The following is a 19,396-nucleotide window of genomic DNA, read 5'->3' as shown; positions in this document are numbered from 1 at the left end:
TCCACTTCGCCTCTCCCTTGCCCCAGGAGCCTATGCTTCTCCAGCCTCTTCACGCGGCCACCGTTCCGCTGGTACTTGCAATCGCCAGCGCCGCTGCCAGCAGCACTCCTCTCTTCGCACAGACGACGAACCCAGAACCTGTCACTCCCATCCCGACGCGCACGTTCATTCCCGTGCAGTCGGGCCCGAACGCACCCGCCCAGGAAGTCGCGCTCTACGCACCCGGCCGAGTGCTCATCCAGGTCACAGCGCGCGCACGCGACGCCTCGGACCTCGAGCCGCAGTACCAGCCGACAGGCCGCACGGCGGCGCCCGTCACGGGCATCCCGGAGCTCGATCGTGAGCTGATCGCCGCTGGCGTCACCGACGTGCGGCGCGCCCTCATCGATGCCCAGAACGAGGTGATGCGCGACGAACTCGGGCTCGATCGCTGGTACATGGCCGAGGTCGACGCGCGCGTCGATATCGAGGCCCTCAGCCAGCGCCTGCGCGCCCTCGACAGCGTCCAGGACGCGAACCCGGACCTCACGGCGTTCCCCATGGACGTGCCGAACGATCCCCTGCACTCCGCGCACTGGGGTCACAACAACACCGGGCAGATGCTCGACTTCTGCTGGGGCTGCGGCGGGCACCCCGGCGGATCCCCGGTCGGCACCCCCGGCTTCGATTCCAGCGCCCAGGCGGCCTGGGACGGCACCCAGGGTCACGGATCGGCCTCGGTGGTCATCGCGATCATCGACTCCGGCGTGGACGCAGGCCACCCCGACCTGCGCCAGGTCGCTGGCTACGACTACGGCGACAACGACTCGAACCCGACCGATAACTCCGCCCAGGCCGGTCACGGAACTGCCTGCGCCGGCGTCGCGGCTGCGATCAACGGCAACGGCATCGGCGTCGCGGGCGCCGCAGGCGGCTGCTCGATCATGCCGCTCAAGGTGGCGAACAGCGCGGGCAGCATGAGCTTCAGCTCGATCGCCAACGCCCTGATCCACGCGGCCGATAACGGCGCGGACGTGGCGTCGCTCAGCCTCGGCGCCGCGACCACCAACGAGCCGACGACCTCCAGCGCGATCACCTACGCGAACAACGCGGGCGTGACGATCCTGGCGGCGACGGCCAACAGCAACAAGTCGACCATCGACTTCCCGGCCAACCACCAGCTCGTGATCGGCGTCGGCGCCGCGTCGCCGTGCGGCGAGCGCAAGCGCGCGTCGAACCTCTCCAGCGAGCTCAACCCCGGCGTCACCGCCGACCCCAACGGCTACACCTGCGACGGCGAGCGCTGGTGGGGCTCCAACTACGGTCCGAACTCCCAGGACGCCGCGGGCGCCGTCGACGTGATCGCGCCGACGATCCTGCCGACGACCGACATCCAGGGCTCCGCGGGCTACGACTCGGGCAACTACAGCGGCTACTTCAACGGCACGTCGTGCGCGACGCCGTACGCGGCGGGCGTCTGCGGCCTGATCCTCTCCAAGAACCCGGGCTTCACGCCGGCCCAGGTGCGCGCGCAGCTCACCTCGACCTGCGATGACGTGACGAGCGTCGAATCGGGCGCAGGCTGGGACCGTTACACGGGCTACGGCATGGTGAACGCCCAGGCGGCCGTCGCCTCGGGTGGCGGCGGAGGCGGCGGCACGGGCCCGACCTACGCGTCGCTCCCCTACTCCACCGGCTTCGAGTCGGGCACGCTCGACGACTCGTGGACCGTGGCGCTCGGCGCCGAGGGCCGCGTGGTCATCACGACGGCCAACGCGCCGTTCGCTGGCTCGCGCCACCTCCGGATGGACGACACCACCGGCAACAACACCTATAGCCAGAACGAGGCCGCGCTGCACCTCGACCTCAGCGGCGAGTCCCAGGTCGCGCTCAGCTTCCGCTGGAAGGAGATCGGCGACGAGACCCACAGCCAGGACGGCATCTACTTCTCCAGCAACGGCGGCGGCTCCTACGTGAAGGTGCACAACCTGAACGGCGGGTCGACGACCAACAACACCTGGCAGCTGGTGAACCTCGACCTCGACGCACTCGCAGCGAGTGCGGGCCTTCCGCTCTCCAGCACGTTCGTGGTGAAGTTCCAGCAGTACGACAACTACCCGGTCAACTCGGACGGCTTCGCCTTCGACGAGGTCTCCGTCACCGCCTCCGATGGCGGCGGCGGCGGCGGCGGCAGCCCTGGATACGCCAACCTCCCCTACTCGACCGGCTTCGACACGGGTTCGCTCGACTCGTACTGGCAGGTGACTGAAGGCGCCCAGGGTCGCATCCGCGTCACGACGGCGAACGGCCCCCAGGCGGGCACGCACCATCTCACGATGGACGACTCCGTCAGCGGCGGCTCCTACAGTCAGAACGAGGCGTGGCTGAAGCTGAACCTCGGCAGCACATCCCAGGCGACGCTCTCCTTCCGGTGGAAGCACTTCAACGACGAGAGCCACACCCAGGACGGCGTGTTCATCTCCAGCAACGGGGGCGCGACCTTCACCAAGATCTACAACCTCTACGGGGGCTCGACCCCGTCGAACTCGTGGCAGGCGGTGACCCTTGACCTCGACCAGCTGGCCGCCAGCAACGGCGTCGCCCTGACCGGGACCTTCGTGGTGAAATTCCAGCAATATGACAACTACCCGATCAGCTCCGACGGGATGTGTATCGACACGGTATCGGTGAACTGATTCCCGGAATCGGGACGGAGACCCGGGCCCGACAGGGAAGTCCCCGGGTCTCCGCCGCTGGGAACATTCCGTAGAGTCTCATCCAACGCGCCGCTCCCCGCGAAGCGCTGGATGAGATGTTTGCATTCTGGAGAAAAGACCCCGTTGCCCGGCTCCGCAAGGAGTACGAGGCGTGCATGGCCGAGGCCATCGAGCTGCAGCGCAAGGGCGATATCCGCGGGTTCGCGGCGAAGTCCGAAGAGGCCGATGAGCTGGAGAAGAGGCTCGTGGAGGCCGAGATTGCTGCGGGAACCGATACGAAGAAAAGGAGCGGTTGACGCACCCCGCCTTATCGGATGGCTCCCGGGCTCCGATAAGGTAGGAGCATGAACGGAGCTGACATTCTGGCCCGCTGGGAAAGCGCGAAGGGCTCGGCCCTGAAGCGCGCGCTCTTCAGCAAGGCCCTCGGGATCGCGGTTCCCTATTCGGGCACCATCCGGCCGAAGATCCTCGAGCTGGAGCCCGGACGGTGCAAGGTCGCCATGGACGACCGCCGGCGGGTCCGCAACCACCTGCGCTCGATCCACGCGATCGCGCTGGTGAACCTCGGCGAGGTGTCGAGCGGGCTGGCATTGCTCACCGGCCTGCCGCCCGACGCGCGCGGGATCGTCAAGGGGCTCTCCATCGAGTACCGGAAGAAGGCGCGCGGACGGCTGATCGCGACCTGCGAGGCGAACCCGCCCACGGACAACGCCGAGCGCGACATCACCGTGATCGCGCACATCATGGACGCCGAGGGTGACGAGGTCGCGACGGTCAGCGTGAACTGGCGTGTGGGACCTGTGCCCACCCAGGGCGGCACCCGAAAAGAAGCTCCGGGGAGGAAGGAATCATGAGCGAGCACCCGGCCGACGAATTCTGTCGCCTCACCGGCGCGGAGGTGCCGCTCATCTGCGGCGCCATGTACCCGTGCAGCAACCCCGAACTCGTGGGCGCGGTGGCCGCGGCGGGAGCGATGGCGATCGTCCAGCCGCTCTCGCTCATCTACGTGCACGGCCGCGACTTCCGCGAGGGCATCCAGGAGATCAAGACGCTGAGCGGCGGCCGCCCCTTCGGCTTCAACGCGATCATCGAGAAGTCGGCGAAGTCGTACGAGAACCGGATGCGCAGCTGGATCGACATCGCGCTCGAGGAAGGCGTGCGCTTCTTCGTGACCGCGCTGGGCAATCCGGACTGGGCCGTCGAGAAGGTGCACGCGGCGGGCGGGATCGTCTTCCATGACGTGACGGAGCTGAAGTGGGCGCAGAAGGCGAAGGACGCGGGCGTGGATGGCCTGATCTGCGTGAACGGCCGCGCGGGCGGTCACGCGGGCACGAAGTCGCCGCAGGAGCTCTTCGACACCCTCTCCCCCCTCGGCCTCCCCCTCGTGGCAGCCGGCGGCGTCGGCGACGAGGTCCGCTACGTCGAGACCATGTCGATCGGCTACGGCGCGGTCCAAATGGGCACGCGCTTCATCGCCACGAACGAGTGCAAGGTCCACCAGGACTACTGGGACGCGATCCTGAGAGCCGAGGAGTCGGACATCGTCCTGACGGAGCGCCTCTCGGGCGTGCCGGTCTCGGTGATCAACACGCCGCTCGTCCAGAAGGTCGGAACGAAGGCGGGCCCGATCGCGCGCCGCCTCCTCAAGGGCCGCAGAACGAAGCACTGGATGCGAACGATCTACGCGCTGAAGTCCCTGCGAGAGCTGAAGCACTCGATCAAGAAGGGCGTCAGCTACAGCGACGTGTGGCAGGCGGGCAAGAGCGTGGGCGGTATCCACGGAGTGGAGCCAGCGGCCGCCGTGGTGAAACGCTTCGATGCCGCGTGGAAGGCAGCGCGGGCCCCCGAAGAGAGCCCCCGATAAGAGCCTTCGCGAGGCGCGTCATCGGAGTGGGCAAGATATCGCCCGGGCTGCGCCCGCGGAATCCGCTCCAATGCCCTCCATGGCCAAGAAGACTCCCAAGAAGGACGGCAAGGACAAGCTCTTCGTCGACCTGATCGCCGCAGCGATGGCCTTCAAGAGCCGCCGCCTCTGGGAACACGCGGACTCGGACGATCCGATCTCGGTCCGGCTCGAAGGCGAGGAGCACCCCCTCATCGTGTCGGTGCTCGGGAGTGCGGGCATGGAGGTCGGGGTCTCGATCATTCGCGGCCCGAACGCCATGAGGTTCTTCGAGGACGTGCTGCTCGCGGGCGGGGCCGTCGACCCCGGGTACGAGTGCGAGCTGCTCTCGATGACCTTCGACCCGCGCTCTTCCCTGCCCCCGGAGTTCCTGAGCCCGATCGAGGGCTCGGGCCGCGTCTTTGGCAAGGACGCCTCGGTCCCGAGCTTCGTCGAGGCCGCGCTCGGCAAGAAGCCGGGTCCCATGTCCCGGCCGGGGATCCGGCTCGTTCTCGTGGTGCTGCAGGCGCTGCTCCTGGCCTCGGCAGGCGGAAAGCTCATCCCGCGCCGATGGGACTGGCGGCGGCGGGTCCTGGAGCTGTCCCTGGAGGGCAAGGGCAAGAAGGCGAAGGTCCATGACTCGGTCGTGGTCTGGCCGGAGAGCGGCGACGGGGAGAGTGAGGACGCAGGCACGGAATCCACGGTGGCATCGGCGGTCCTGGGCAAGCGCTGGTACGACGAAACGGCGGCAGCGGAGCCAACGAACTGCGTCTGGGGCGTGGCGACCCTGGCCTCGCCGGGAATCGAGAACGATCCGAGGGACCTGGAGGTCGTCCTGGCCCGCGACGAGCGGACGGGCTTGATGCTGACCCCGCAGATCGTCGAGGCAGGCCACCCCGAGGAGCTGGCCGATGCGTTCCTGGAGCTGTTCAAGGCAGAGCTGCCCGACGACGACCACCGGCCTGGACTCCCGAAGCAGGTGAACTTCCTCCAGAAGCGCCCCGCGCTTCAGCTCGGCACCGCCCTCGACGCTCTCGGCGTGAAGTTCACGGTCGATCCCGATCAGGAGGAGCTGGTGGAAGCCGTGAACCGACTTCGGGAGAGCTTCTACCAGCGGGAACCCGACAGCCTCTCCGATGGCGGCCCCGACTCGATCCATGAGTGGAAGGCGGCGGACAAGCGCTTGACGGAGAGCCTTTTCAGGGCAGGCCGTATCACCAAGACCACGATGTTCAAGGAGCGACTCCTCGCGGGATTCTTCGGTGATGCGATCGAGGGCATGGAGCTCCTGGAGCATGGGCGCGAGCACGGGGCCATCGATACGTACCTTGGCTGGATACTGCTGCGCTACCGGGCGCGGCCCGGCGCGCCGACGGTGGCCGAACGCCTCCGCGACCAGCGACGACTCGGCCTCCTCGAGCAGACCCTCCTTGAGGCGCGGATCGAAGCGAAGGCGATCGTCGGGCGCGTCGTGTCGACGGACCCGGGCGCGTCGCTGGAGATCGAGAACAGCCTGACCGGCGAGAGGCACACGGTGCACGACCTCACGATGTCGAAGACCGCGAGCGTGAACGACGGTCTGATCGTGGAGCTCTTCCCGGTGAAGGAGTGGACCTTCGCCTCTCTGGTGGGCCCATCGATCCCGCCCTTCGCCATACCGCAGACGCTGCAGCAGCTGGAGTCGCGCGGGATCGAGTTCGAGGACGGCTGCATGGTCGGGGATCGCAGCGGGCTGGGCGAGCTCTACCTGTTCGAGGTGCCGATGCCGATTGTCAGGAACCAGGACGGCGACGTCATCGAGCCGATGACCCTGACGTTCAAGATCGAGCCGGGGACCGACGTGGCCGCGCTCCTCGAGGAGCTGCCCGAGGTTTCGATGAACTCCGACGGCACGTGGGCCATGGTCCAAGAGTGGGAGACCTCCGACCCATTCGGTACCTTCGACGCAGGCTCCTCATCCCCTGGGGACGGCCTGGTGCTGGCTGAATTCGAGGTCGTGGCCGACGAACTCCTGGCCCACGTGGACTCGGGCAAGCGCGCGCTCGCGGTGAAGGAACAGCTCGGCTCCCTCCGTGGCCTGCGCTACGCCCACACGAGATCGACCCCGACGCCACCACCCGGGAAGCGTCCGGCGGGGATGACGCCACCCAGCGACATGGGCCTGGGCTTCTCCGGAAGCGGCTCTTAGGGCCTCCCGCCCGAGGTCGCGGCGCAGCTGGAGACGATCCTCCACCAGCGCATGCTGGGCTGGCTGGACGAGGAGATCCCGGCCCTCGGCGGCAAGACGCCTCGAGAGGCAGCCAAGGACCCTGCGATGCGCCAGGAGGTGGAGCGGATGATCCGAACCTTCCCGGATGCCACAGGCCCGACGGGCACGGTGAAGGCGCCGCGGGCGGCGATGCTCGGGAGCTCGGGGGCGGAGATCGGGATGTCGGTGCTCCGCGGCGAGCTGGCATGTGAGGGCTTCGAGGAGGTGCTCCTCGTCGGAGGAAGACTGGCGGCGGACGCGCCCTGCGACACGCCACTCCTGAGCTTCGAGAAACCGATCGAGATGGAGCGCGAGTACCTGCGGCCGATCCAGGGCTCCGGCCGTGTGTTCGGTCACCACTCACTCGCACCGATCTTCCTGACCAAGGTCCCGGGGGAGCCTTCGCGCCCGATGACGAGGCCGGAGCTGCGACTTATGCTGGCGGTCCTGAAGACGTTGGTGGCCGCCGTCGTCTCCGACCAGATGCACCAGCTGCCATGGGACGAGAAGCGCCAGACGGTGGAGTTCGCGCTGGAGGGCAAGGGGAAGAAGGCGACCGTCATCCGCTCGACCCGCACGTGGCCGCCGCCGCGGCCGGAAGAAGTGCGCGAGGTGCGACGGCCGACCCTTTCCCAGCGCTGGCACGACGTGACGAGCTCCGCACCCCGCACGGGTGCGAAGTGGGACCTGATGCTCGTCCCCTCGCCGCCGGTCGAAGGGGACCCCAGGCCCGCGGAGCTCCTGCTGGTCCAGGACACCGAAACGGGATCGATCTACGAGCCGGGGGTGGTCGTCGAGGGCGACCCGGACGAGCTGGCCGAGGCACTCGCCTACCTGTTCGAAGCGGGCCCCAGGCACGGGGAGGGCAGCCCCGGCCTGCCCGCGAAGATCGCCTTTGTGAACCCGCGCCCGATGCGCCAGATGCGCGCCGCCCTGGAAGACCTCTCCATCGAGGTCACCGTGGACCCGGACAAGTCCAATCTTCTGGCCCGCCTCGCCCAGATCTCGGCCGTCCTGGAGGAGGCCAACCTGTCGGAGGACCACCTCGGAGGGTGTTGCGAGTAGCTGGACCTTCTGAGCCTCGCGCTCCAGATCCAGCCCCGGGGCGCCGACCTACTGGATTTCCACGGTGACCGTGCCGTCCGCGTCCATCGTGAACGTGGACGTCTCGGAGGGGTTGCCGTCGAAGAAGAAGTCGCCAGGCGTCTCCATGTAAACGACCACGGAGCCGTTCGTTCCCGTGGCGGTCACGGTCACGCTCGTGCCGTCCGGGATCACGAGCGTCTGCCCATCCGTGACGGTCATGGGGCCGCTGCCGGTGTCCGCGGTCACCGTACCGGTGCCGAAGATGTCGATCGTGAACGAGAGGTTCCAGTCGGTCGAGCCGCCGGTTCCGCCGCCGCCAGCGTTCGATTCCACCGTCACGGAGTGCGCGTCGATGCCGCCGTCGAGCATCGCCTGCTCGAGGCTGCCGTTCGACGCGCTGATCGCCTGGATCGCGGCGGGGTAACCGCTCACGTTCTCCAGCGCGAAGAGTTCCAGCTCGTACTCGATCAGGTCGTAGCTCGTCCGCACGTCCGACATGGAGGTCGGCAGCCCCGGAACGCTCACGGACGTCGCGCTCGGATCGAACCAGGCGGTCCAATCGACCCGCTTGCCAGTGAGCGTCGTGTACGCGACCTTCGCCCGTCCGATGTCCAGCGTGCTCGCGTCCGCGCCGGCCAGCGTCCAGGAGAGCGAGCCGCCCGCCCATGCGACGTCCGACAGCCTGAGGTCGCGCGGCGACACCTGGACCGACGTGCTCGGAACGGATGTGAAGGTCGTGTACTGGCGCGTGGTGAACGCACCCGACATCTGGTGGACCACGAAGGCAGCGTCCCAGCCCGTGGGAAGCGCCAGCGTCGAGTGACCGACAATGTTCTCGAAGCCGACGCCAAAGCGCTGCGAGAACAGCACCCCGCTGCGCCGGACGACACCGCCGGCCGGGGCGAAGCTATAGGTCGGGACGGTCAACCCGAACGGGATCATCGTGAGCGCGCCCGAGGAAACGGAGATCGTCTGCATCGTGCCGTTCAGCAGCGCCGGATCCGCGTCCAGCAGGAAGCCCGCCGCCGACGGGACGTCGGACGGCGCCTCCCAGACCGGATCGCTGGGCGAGTCTTGCACGGCGACGAACGCCGAGACGAGGCCATCGTCCTGGAGCTGGCCCAGCGACACGCCGAGGAGCGAGGCCGGCTGGGCCGGGCCCACGAGGTCCTCGGGGAACGCGAAGCGCCCCGCCGAGCCCGAGATGAGGTCCGTGCCCTGGGGAACGTTCGAAGCATTGAGCTGGATGACGGGATCGCCGGACGCGCGTCCGCCGCTGATCGTCGTCATGCTGCGCGGAACGCCGAAGTAGCTGCGCAAGCGAGTCGTGTTCCCGGCTACCTCTGCCGTGGAGAACGACATCGTCGAACTCGCGAGCGTCTCGAACGAAGCGACGCCCATGGAATCGGTCTCGATGGCCTCGGCGAAAGCGCCCGAGGTCGCATCGTGGCGGATGACGAGCTCGCCCACCGCCGGATCGGTGGCCTTCCCGCCGCCGAGCACCTTCACCGAAGAGCTGCCCGCCGGGAACACGGTCACCGTGAAGTCACGCGTGAGGTCGGTGGCACCGAGTTCGACGGTCGCGGTGAGAACCGTCACGCCCTCGGCGACGGCCTCGAAGGACGTACCGGACGAGCCGATGGTCAGGGCCGCGGGGTTCGACGACGCGTACGTGACGGGGAGACCGAACACCTCGCTGGACCCCGCGTAGACCCGCGATTCCAGCGTGCCGAAGTAGCCGACATCGACGGCTCGGAGCCCGGCCGCGAGCTCCACGTCATCGATCTCGTTCAGTTGATACACGTGGATCGTCCGCGTGGCCGTGACGGTGTCGCCGGTGACGTGGACCGAGATCTCGGTCGTACCAGCGGCCAGCGTTTCGATCTGGCCGAATGCGTTGACGGTCGCGATGCCCTCGTTGCTGGAGGCCCACGTCAGCGGCAGACCCTCGAACGCGGAGTCGGATGCGTGGTAGGGAACGGCGGTGGCGAGAAGCGACCGACCGATGATCGCAGCATCGCTCGCAATCGAGAGATCGATCCGATCGATCGCGGGCGGGTTCACCGTCAGGTCGAACTGGGCTGACTCGCCAGCGGCGCTGGCTGTGATCGTGGTGGTGCCCGCGCCCCTGGGTTGAATCAGTCCGTTTGAGGAGATCGTCGCCACGCTGGGGTGGCTCGACGCCCAGGTCGGCCTCGTGTTCGGGAGCGCGAAGGAGGTGGCGATCTCGGTGACCGAGGCGTACGCCTGGAGAGTCTCGTGACGTTCGATCGTCGTCGCCGTGTTCGGCGAAGTGTTCACGCCGATCACGGGACCTGAATCTTCTGCCTCGGTCGTGAAGCGCGCGATGACCGAATAGTTCGGCGGCGGGACCGAGATCACGATCGGAGCTTCGGGCGTGAAGCGGGTGCCGAAGGCGTCGAGGAGGTCGCTGGTTCCGAGGATGGCGTACTCGGTCTGGGCCTCCAGCGGCTGGTCGAGGACGAAGCCGACCACGCTTCCGGATGGGCCCGCCTGGATGAAGGGCTCGCCGCGGACTCTCCCACCGAAGTCGAAGCGGCCGTTGTCACCCTGGAACCGGGAACTCGGGACCACCGCCAGTCCCGAGTGGAAGGAGCCGGGATCCATGAACTCGTTGAAGTTCACGCGAATGATCGAGCGAAGCGGCACATCCGTCGCGTCGTCAGCGGGTGCGCTGGAGACCACGGTCGGCGCGCCCGGGACGTCCGTCATCGGCTCGAGGACGAGGTCCACGTTCACCGCCTGATTCTGGTAACCGGACGCGGTGCCAAAGCCGCGCAGGTGCCCTGCTCCGACGGCCGTCACGTTCACGCGAGCATCGGAACCCGTGAGCCTGATCCCCGAGGTGAAGGAGCCCGAAGCGGTGAGTTGTCGGGTGTCGGCACCTTGTACGATCACGCGGACATCGGTGAGGTCTGCGCCTGACGTGTCCTTGAGGGTGCCGGTGACGGTGCCGCTCGGATACAGGTGCGGGAACCGCGCTATCATCATCGCCCGAAAGAAGTTGGACTCCTCGGCGGCCCCACGGCTCTCTGCGAGCGAGGCGCCCGCGTCCGGCAGGATGTAGCGTCCATCCGGATCGACGGTGCCGGTCCCCACGACCGTGACACCCGTTCCGTCAGGCCCGAGACCCAGGATCTCGACGCCCGTGGTGTTGGGCGCCAGACCTCCGCGGTTCGGGAGGAGCAGCGTCGGCGGGAAGTCGAAGCTGACCCCCTGGGGCTGGATCAAGAGGCCTCCGACCGGACTGTTCACTTCCGACTGGAACGCTGCCACCGCCGCCTCGGGGCGCGTCTCGCAGATCGAGAGGGTTCCGTTCGAGCCCTCGGGGAAGGTGACGACGGCGCTTCGCACGAATCGAAGGGCGGGCCCGCCATCCGGCATGGCCAGCTCCGTGCCAGCGAGGACGACGCCCTGCCCGAACTCGTCGAGTTCGAGCTGGAGCGACGCTCCGACCTCGGGCAGCGTCAAGACGCTGGTACCGAACGGCATGGCGCCCGGAACGACGGAAAACTGATCGATGCGCAGCGTCGCGAGTTCGTGCACGCGCGAGCCATCGGGCTCCATGACGGTGGAGCCGTCGATCACGAGCTCGTAGACGCCCTCGGCGATCCCGGAGATCCGATACTCGCCACTCAGGTCGACGGACCCGAGGTAGGACCTCGTTCCGCTCGTGAGTTCGACCGTGGCGCCCGTCGCGCTGTACCCAGGCCCGAGGATGGTGCCGGAGATCGTGACGAACTCGGGTTCGCCGGGGTTCGAATCCCCTCCACTGCAAGCGGAGAGGGCCGCGAGGGCGGCGAGGGAGAGGAAGGAAGCGCGATGCTTCGGTCGAGCGATGCTCATGGGGTGGCGCCCGGGGGTGGACGGGGGGTGGACCGGGGTAGGGTTGAGAACGAATGTCTCGTCGACGCCAGCAACTTCCTTGAGAGATTTCCGAGGGCCCCGACCCGCTAGACTCCCCGGGCACCTCTCTCAGGCGGTGGACACACGCTGCCCGTCCGATTCCAATTCCACCATGGCCAAGAAGACCCCCAAGAAGGACGGCAAGGACAGGCTCTTCGTCGACGTCGTCGAGACCGCGGTCGAGTTCCACAAGCGCCGGCTCTGGCACCACGTGGACTCCGCCGACCCCATCTCGATCCGCGTGGAGGGCGAGGAGCATCCGCTCGTCTGCTTCGTGCTCGGGCACGGGGGCGTGGAACTCGGCGTGTCGGCCCTGCGGGGCGAGCACGCGATGGAGGGCTTCGAAGAGGTCATCCTCACGGGCGGGAGGCTCGCGTCGGACGCCCCCTGTGATCTCCTGCTCCTGAGCTTCGAGATCCCGACCGAGGTGGACCCTGACTTCCTGCGCCCGCTCCATCAGTCGGGCCGCGTGTTCGGCAAGAACTCGGCCGCGCCGATCTTCGTGGGCAAGTGCGTGGGCGAGCCCTCGCGCCCGATGACGCGCCCGGAGCTGCGGATCATGCAGACGATCCTGCGAACGCTGCTCATGGCCGCCTCCTCCGGCCAGCTCCAGCAGCGCGAGTGGGACTGGAAGCGGCGCACCCTGGAGCTCACCCTGGAGGGCAAGGGCAAGAAGGCCCACGTCCTGGACTCGGTCCGCACCTGGCCGCCGCCGCGCCGCGAGGAGGAGCGCGAGGTCCGGACCCCGGTGCTCACCCAGGCCTAGTACGACGTGACGAAGGCGGCCCCGCGCACGGGCTCGACCTGGGGCGCGGTTCTGATGCCAGCTCCTCCGATCAAGAACGACGCGCTGCCGAAGGAGATCCTCCTGGTGCTGGACCACCGCTCGGGATCGATGTACGAACCGAAGATGATCGCCGAGGGCAACCCGGATGAGCTCGCCAACGCCCTGCTCAACCTCTTCGAAGCGGGCCCTCTGAAGGGGGAAGAAGGCGCCGGATTGCCGCGCGCGATCGTGTTCCAGAGCCCGCGCCCGGCGCGTCAGCTGCGTTCCGCGCTGGACGAGCTCTCCATCGCGGTGGAAGTGGATTCGGAGCAGCCCGGGCTCATGGGCATGGTGGCCCAGATGGCGGAGGCACTGGAGGCGAGTCTCGAGGCCCAGGGGATCCTCGATACGTCCGAACTGGACAAGCCTGACGGCTTCGGTTCCTGGAAGGAAGCGGACACCCGCCTCACCGAGCACCTCATCAAGGTGGCCATGGCAAAGCACGGACCGCTCAAGAGCCGCCCGCTCGTTCAATATTTCGGAGACGCGGCCCGTGGCCGCGCCTTCATCGAGGACGAGGAGGACCCGACGCCCGGCGTCGCGTACTTCAGCTGGTTCGTGTTCCGCTACCGGGCGCGCAGGGGCGCGTTGACGGTCGCCGAGCAGGTGTTCACAGACGGCCGGCTCCCCGCGCTCCAGCTGCTCCTGCTCGAAGCGCGTATCCACGCCAGGTGCATCGTCGGGCGCGTCGTCGAGATGGACCCGGGCGCCTGGATCGACCTCGAGAACGTCCTGAGCGGCGAGGTCCATCGCCTCCACGACCTCGGGCTTTCCAGGTCCGCGCGAGAGGGCCTCGGCTTGATGGTCGAGATCTACCCGGCCGACGAGTGGATGTTCACGATGGTGGCGGGCCCGGCGATGCCGTCCATGGCGATCGACCACGCGCTCCGCCGGATCGAGGCCATCGGCCACGAGTTCGAGAACGGGGTCCTGGTGGGCGATCGCGCGCACACGGGAGAGCTCTTCATCCATCCGCCGATGAACGCGCCGATGCTGCAGAACACGGACGGGGAGCCCATGGAGATGCTCACCGTGTCCTTCGCCCTGGAACCGAACGAGGACATCGAATCGGTCCTCTGCACCGTGGACGGAATCGAGGACGACGGGGACGGCACCTGGACCTGGCTGGCCCCGTCCAACGGCAAGGCGGGCTTCGAGAACGGAGTGATCCTCGCGCACTTCGAGCAGGTCGGCGACGAACTCCTCGCGTCGGTCAATTCCATCCCGCGCTCCCTGAAGGTGAAGGACCTCCTCTCCCACGTTCCCGGCGTGAAGTTCCTCTCCATCCACCCGACCCCGGAGCCGGAGAACGCCCCCTCCCCCTTCGCCTTCCCCGGCGCAGCGCCCGGGGCCGTGCCCCCGGAGGTCCAGGCCCAGCTGGAGCAGCTCCTCCACGACCGAGCGATGGCGAGCCTGGACGAGTCGGTCCCCGCCCTGGGCGGCAAGACCTACCGAGAGGCCGCGAGGTCCCCGGAACTCCGCGCCGACGTGGAACGAATGATTCGAACCTACCCGGACGCGGGCACCCCGAACGGCCCGATCCGGATGCCGAGGCAGGAGATGCTGAGGGAGCTAGGGCTCGAGTAGCACGAGGGCGATCCGCCTCGCTCCACCACCATCGACTTGACGAGCGCCTGCCAGGGACCTCGCCATCAAGAGAAGACCGCCACCGGCCCCATGGGGTCGATGGCGGTCTTTCATGCGACTCAAGGTGCCCGCTCGCTCATCAGGTTGCCTGACGGGCCGAACGAATCGCTCGCGAAAGTTCGCCCGACAGCCCCATATGAGCTTCCAGGATCCGAACGTCCGTCGAGGCAGCGACGCGCGGGCCAAGGCTGGGCATACCCATGTCCCCAATGCCACCGGCTCCACCACTCGGCGAGCCGCATGCGCACTGCGAAGTGGTCAGCCAGCTGCTCGTCAGGAAGCGGTAGTCGAAGGAGCCAACCGTGCCCACTCACGCAGCTTCAACAACAGCAGCCGCCGCACTCGATTCCGTGACGGTGAAGCCGTCCATTTGAGCCTCGGGTCGATCCACGGACGAGGGCCCCTTGGGTGCGCGCAATCTTTGGCGGCTGAAGGTCCACACGAACAGGATCGAGGCGAGGAGTCGCGTGAGACCTGAGACCGCTGTCACCCGGCGTGCGACGGTGGCCGAGGCCTCGGCGATCGCTCCCTGGCGCTCCTTCACCGCCTGCAGGCTTTCCTGGAACGGGCCGAAGTTCATGTCCCAGTGACGCAGGCGCTTTCGCAGGCGCTCCGGCGAGAGGTTCATCTGGCCCATCGCGCCCTGGACGCTTCCCAGGAAGCGCTCCGTCGACGCGGTGAGGGAGTCCATGGGGGCCGGGTCTGGGGGGAAGCCGAGGGAAGCGGTGAGCGAGGCTCCGGACGGCTCCAATTCCGTGAGACGGGTCAGGTGGGCTCGGATTTCGCGGCCCGCCGCGCTGGCCTCGCCTCGGATTCGGATGAACTGCATCTTCTCCTCGGAGAGGAGCATCGTCAGAGCCCGCCAGATCGTCATCGAATGGGCTGTGGCCTCGACCTCCAGCTGCGTGAGCTCCTCCATGAACTGACGGCGCGCGTCCGCATGATCACGGAGATGGGAGGAGAGGATTCCGCTGCCCACGGCGATCGCGCCCATCGTGGCGACGCCCACCCAGCGGAGCCAGCGGCGGCGCCTCTTGGGGGTCGGCGCTTGAGAGGGGGTTTCGTGGGAGGCCATGGGGAACGGGCTGGAGCCGCTCCGGGGGTTATCGGCCGCCTCGGGCCGATGACAGAAGGGTGGGTGAATGTCCGTCCCCGGGATCACTGAATTTGGGGCTGCCTGCACCGGGCAGTGCGGCTGGGAGAGGGCTCGGCGGCAGGAAATGGCGGCGTTTGGTACGGATCGGACATGGAGATTCCCCTCAAGAACATCGCGCTGGCCCTTCGGTCTTCCCTTCCCCCCATCTCGCTCGCGCGCGGCTGGGCTGATCACCGAGTTTCAATGCCTGGACGAGCCGACGCGAAATGGGATCCTGCAGGTCTTCGAGGATTCTGACTCCTTCGCGTGGCTGTCGCCGTGGATTGACGCGGGGTTCGCGGCGAGCATGGTGGAGGACCTTTGCTGCGGTGCGCAGCGTCGGCGCAGCAATTCCGCCCGCGAAGTCGCAGCGCGCGAGCTTTGCGCCGGTCTCGAGCGCATTGTCGCCCCCCCCTGAGGCCGGCCGGTACCTCTCGGATGCGGAGGCCAGGAACCAGACCTGGTTCGATGGGACACCTTCTGTTCCTCGCTACTCAATCCCGTAATGGAATGCCGATGAACATGCTGATCCTGCTGGCCTTCCTGCCGCTGGCGGCCCGCTCGATCGATCCGGGCAAGACGGGTGTCGGAATCCGCCGCAAGAAAAGGACCGACACCTCGAACGACGCTGGCGGTCTGACGACCTGATGGTTGGCTGCTCACGGCGAGGGATGACGCGGTCGACGTTCCTCTTGGGCGTCTCTGCGCTCGGGGTGGTGGCCTGGGGCCTGGCCAACTCCTGGGCTTGGCTTCGTGCAGGGGATTCCGACTCCCATGAAGCGCCCGAGATCCGCGTGAAGGAGCAAGGAATCGGTGGGGCGGCGGATCACAAGGGGGCGGCCACGTCAGAGTCGCGAACGAGTGACGGGCTGACCTCGCCCGGACCTGGTCCAGGTTCACCAGATCGGCGACGGCTCGGCCCAGCGGCGGCGAATCCCGGATCCGATGCGCCCGGAAGCGCAGGGGATCCAGGTTCTGGGGATCTCGGTTCTGGGGATCGAGGCTCCGGGGATGCCGGATGGACGGCGATCACGCTGCGGGTGGCTGCGGACGACAGCAAAGCGGCCGAGGGCTTCATTCATGTGACCTGCTCTTCGGACCCGGAGCAGGAGATGATTCGCGGGGCCGCTTCGGACGGGACGATCGAGGCGGAGTTGCCCGCTGGCTCGTACCAGGCCGTCTTCGAGAGCACGGACGGCCGGTTCGGGCCAATGGCCGGCTTCGAAGTTCTCGAGGAGACCGTCGAAGTATGGCTCGAGGTGCCGAGGCCGTTCGGCGTGCGCCTCCTGTGCGCGGACCAGCGCAGCGGCGACGGGCTGGAAGGCGCCCGCGTGAGCTTCTTGCGCACCGACCTCGCGGACGCCGGCATCGAAGTCGCGGAGCGCGCGGTCTTCTCGGGCCCGGGCGGGACCGTGGTGGCCGAGGACCTGGCGCAGGTGACGTGGACCATCACCGGGAGCCTTGCCGAGTACTCCACCGTCACGTCCCAGGTGGAACTGCCCGGCCGCTGGTCGGAGCAGCTCGAGGAGTCCGGGGAACTCACCATCGGGACGTTCAAGCTCATCCCGCTGACTCGCGTGACGTTCGAGCTCGTGGACATTCCCACGGGGACGGACCCTGCGCAGTTCCGGATCGCCCACACCCACCAAGGCGACCCCGTGGCCTTCGATGGCGCGGGCCGCGCGGTGGTCGAACTCGGGCGTTTCGAGGTGCCGCTCTACGTCAAGCTCTGGCATCCGGACGGACGGGAGAGCATTCGCTACCTCGATGGCGGGCTTCCGGGCGACGGCGACGTGCACGAGATCTCGGTGGGCGGCGGACAGGAGCTGGAGGTCGACCTGCGGCTCGGGCGCGAGGTTCGCGACGCACTTCCCCTGGGCGGGGCCGCGGTTCAAGTCAGCTTTCGCGACGAGAACGGCGACGCCGTCCTCGTCGTCGAGGAAACGAATGATTCCGGAGTCTTCCGATTCGACGGGCTCGATGCGAAAACGGCGACCGTCAGCCTCACGGTCGTCGAGGACGGCTGGCCCGTGGCCTGGCGCGCCGAGACCCTGGCGCTGGCCGCGGATCGGCGAAACACGTGCACGCTCTCCGTCATGGAGCGGCCGCTCAAGCTGGCGTGCGTGGATGGGGATGGCGCACCCGTGCCAGGCTTCCACGCCGAAGTGCGGCACGTGCCCGATACCACGACCTGGATCGCCGGTGGCGCCTGCGGAGAAGATGGGATGGTGACCGTTCCGCGCGCGACTTCCGGGCGATACTCGATGAGCGGGTCGAATGAGGACTACTCGGTCGTGGCGGTCGACCTGCCCGTGGACCTGAGCGCGGCGGGTTCTGTGGTGACGGTTTCCCTGAGCCCCATCACACAGACGCTCGTGGAGTGCCAGGTCGATGGGAAGCCGCGCGCCGGGGTCCGCCTCAGCATGATCGGAGCGGACCTTTCCACTTCGTTCGGTGACGAGTCGACGGATGACGAGGGCCGCACCGAGCCCTACGGCCTGGTGGATCGAAGTCGTGCCCGCGCACGACTCGAGAGCCTCGAGCTCTGGGCGCCCGCGCGGGAGATCGATCTGTTGCCCGGGCGCAACGTGCTGGTGGCGTTCGAAACCGGAGTCGTGGAGGGCCGACTGGAGCAGCTCGCGAGCCTGAGATCACTGGCCTTCGGAATCAGCCTCCAGGACTGGAGGGATGCGGGGCAGATTCGGATCGAAGCGTCGGGCGGCCGGAGGTTTCGCACGCGCGTGCCTGCTGGCGAGTACTTGCTGGACACGGTGGCGGGCGAGGAGGTCGCGCTCCACGTCCTCGTGGGTGAGACCGCTGCGCTTCCCTGATGACGGCCGGGCGCCGGGCCCGGCGCGCCACCCATCTACCGATGGAGCCGAGTTCGCTACTTCCGATAATCGGGCGAATGCGGACGGCTCGACGACACGTCCGGCAGGCCCGCGAGGAAGATCACTTCTGGGCGATGGTTCATGTACGCCTCGAAGACGAACTCGCTCCAGTAGTTCCCGGCGGGACCCCACTTCATCAGGGTTCGGTGGGCCGCGAGTCGATTGGCGGGAGGGCCCTCGGGGAGGGTGCGGTCGAAGTAAGCCTGCCACTCGACCTTGCCTGGCGCGAGCAGGCGGTAGGGCGTCGTGAAGACCACGTGCTCCTCCAGTTGCGGGAGCGGAGGCGGGAGGACTCGCGCGTACAAGAGCTGCCCCGCCACCCCGCGGTATCCCGAGGGACAGATGGCTCGGCACACGCGGCCCGTGACGAGTTCTCGGAGGGTGAGGATCTCCCCTTCGACGCCCTCATGCTCGAAGACACCCATGGCGGAGTCCTGGAAGAGGTCGAGGACTCGCTCGAACTCTGCCCCCATCCCGAGGGCCTTGCCCACCGCCAGCGAGATCGTGCCCAGGGTCTCGCGCCCGGCGCCCACGCCCAGGTCGAAGAAGGCCCAGCTGTTGAAGAAGGAATGGGTCAAGGGGCTCATGGGCGGGCCACTCGGCAGGTACTCATCTTCAGCCAGGCTGACCGCGCGCGAGAATCGGTCGAGCTCCGGAAGGCGCGTGAGCTGCTCCACCAGCCGGGACAGCTCGTTCTGAACAAGCACGTAGCAGGCATGCGCCGGATGGAGGTCCTGCAGCGAACTCTCAGAGGCGACGCGCTCGAGGAAGGGCATCGTGTTTCGGAGGCTTTCCTTGGTCGCGGTCAAGTCGATGGCTTCGGACCGCATGTGGCGAGGGAGCCTCTGGACCAGCTTCTCGGCGATGGGCCGCCGGATGGCCTTTCTGTTCTTGGTCGTGGTGCCTGACTTGGGGCCAGTCGCCGCCTTGGCCCGGGCCTTCGACCATTCCCAGGATTGCGGGTCGTTCTTCTTCGTCATGGTCGTTGGAGAGAGGCGGATTCGGTAGCCGAGCGGGCACGAAGGGTACGGAATCGCGAAGCGCCAGCGAAGACACGG

The 19,396-nt window shown here is 67.8% G+C and carries 13 protein-coding genes; 10 read left to right on the top strand and 3 right to left on the bottom strand.

All coding sequences use genetic code 11. The features are described 5' to 3' along the window. Window positions 1-32: 32 nt before the first annotated feature. The 6 genes from Poly30_RS05230 (at window position 33) to Poly30_RS05205 (ending at window position 7,891) form a co-directional block, all read left to right on the top strand. Window positions 33-2,675 carry a S8 family serine peptidase gene (locus tag Poly30_RS05230; protein WP_419190989.1) on the top strand — a complete coding sequence of 881 codons (2,643 nt, stop codon included), beginning with the start codon at window positions 33-35 and terminating at the stop codon, window positions 2,673-2,675. A gap of 116 nt (window positions 2,676-2,791) precedes the next feature. After that, window positions 2,792-2,992 (top strand): DUF6435 family protein, encoded by a 201-nt coding sequence (locus tag Poly30_RS05225; protein WP_145194999.1) that lies wholly within the window; start codon window positions 2,792-2,794, stop codon window positions 2,990-2,992. Between the two features lie 48 nt (window positions 2,993-3,040). Then, window positions 3,041-3,550, top strand: coding sequence for a hotdog fold domain-containing protein (locus Poly30_RS05220; RefSeq protein ID WP_145194997.1), 510 nt, complete (start codon window positions 3,041-3,043; stop codon window positions 3,548-3,550). After that, window positions 3,547-4,560: an NAD(P)H-dependent flavin oxidoreductase gene (locus tag Poly30_RS05215; protein WP_145194995.1), complete on the top strand. Its 1,014-nt coding sequence runs from the start codon at window positions 3,547-3,549 to the stop codon at window positions 4,558-4,560. The genes Poly30_RS05220 and Poly30_RS05215 overlap by 4 nt, the downstream gene beginning before the upstream one ends. A gap of 79 nt (window positions 4,561-4,639) precedes the next feature. Next, on the top strand, window positions 4,640-6,766 hold the full coding sequence (locus tag Poly30_RS05210; protein ID WP_145194993.1) for a DUF7309 domain-containing protein: 2,127 nt from the start codon (window positions 4,640-4,642) through the stop codon (window positions 6,764-6,766). Between the two features lie 51 nt (window positions 6,767-6,817). Next, window positions 6,818-7,891, top strand: coding sequence for a hypothetical protein (locus tag Poly30_RS05205; protein WP_145194991.1), 1,074 nt, complete (start codon window positions 6,818-6,820; stop codon window positions 7,889-7,891). 48 nt (window positions 7,892-7,939) lie between these two features. Here the strand turns inward: Poly30_RS05205 and Poly30_RS05200 are convergent, their stop codons facing one another. Next, complete coding sequence (locus Poly30_RS05200; RefSeq protein ID WP_145194989.1) at window positions 7,940-11,779, bottom strand: Ig-like domain-containing protein; 3,840 nt, start codon at window positions 11,777-11,779, stop codon at window positions 7,940-7,942. A 172-nt stretch (window positions 11,780-11,951) separates the two neighbouring features. Between Poly30_RS05200 and Poly30_RS05195 the strand changes: the two genes are divergently transcribed. Both Poly30_RS05195 and Poly30_RS05190 read left to right on the top strand, forming a co-directional pair. After that, a complete protein-coding gene (locus tag Poly30_RS05195) occupies window positions 11,952-12,605 on the top strand; it encodes a DUF7309 domain-containing protein (RefSeq protein ID WP_145194987.1) in 654 nt (217 codons plus the stop codon). Window positions 12,606-12,611: 6 nt separating this feature from the next. Continuing rightward, entirely contained in the window at window positions 12,612-14,252 is a 1,641-nt protein-coding gene (locus Poly30_RS05190; RefSeq protein WP_145194985.1) for a DUF6930 domain-containing protein, read from the top strand. 370 nt (window positions 14,253-14,622) lie between these two features. On the opposite strand, the gene Poly30_RS05185 is transcribed toward Poly30_RS05190, so the two are convergent. Further along, a complete protein-coding gene (locus tag Poly30_RS05185; RefSeq protein ID WP_145194983.1) occupies window positions 14,623-15,387 on the bottom strand; it encodes a hypothetical protein in 765 nt (254 codons plus the stop codon). Window positions 15,388-15,969: 582 nt separating this feature from the next. Between Poly30_RS05185 and Poly30_RS28160 the strand changes: the two genes are divergently transcribed. Together Poly30_RS28160 and Poly30_RS05180 are read left to right on the top strand one after the other, a co-directional pair. Then, on the top strand, window positions 15,970-16,095 hold the full coding sequence (locus Poly30_RS28160) for a hypothetical protein (RefSeq protein ID WP_419190988.1): 126 nt from the start codon (window positions 15,970-15,972) through the stop codon (window positions 16,093-16,095). Window positions 16,096-16,487: 392 nt separating this feature from the next. After that, complete coding sequence (locus Poly30_RS05180) at window positions 16,488-18,278, top strand: collagen binding domain-containing protein (protein ID WP_145194981.1); 1,791 nt, start codon at window positions 16,488-16,490, stop codon at window positions 18,276-18,278. 56 nt (window positions 18,279-18,334) lie between these two features. Here the strand turns inward: Poly30_RS05180 and Poly30_RS05175 are convergent, their stop codons facing one another. After that, window positions 18,335-19,318: a hypothetical protein gene (locus tag Poly30_RS05175; RefSeq protein ID WP_145194979.1), complete on the bottom strand. Its 984-nt coding sequence runs from the start codon at window positions 19,316-19,318 to the stop codon at window positions 18,335-18,337. Window positions 19,319-19,396 lie beyond the last annotated feature (78 nt).

It is taken from the genome of Saltatorellus ferox (assembly GCA_007751475.1).
Taxonomy (GTDB): Bacteria; Planctomycetota; UBA1135; order UBA1135.
The sequence above is the reverse complement of the archived record's forward strand: the minus strand, read 5'-3'. Positions and strand labels throughout refer to the sequence as shown.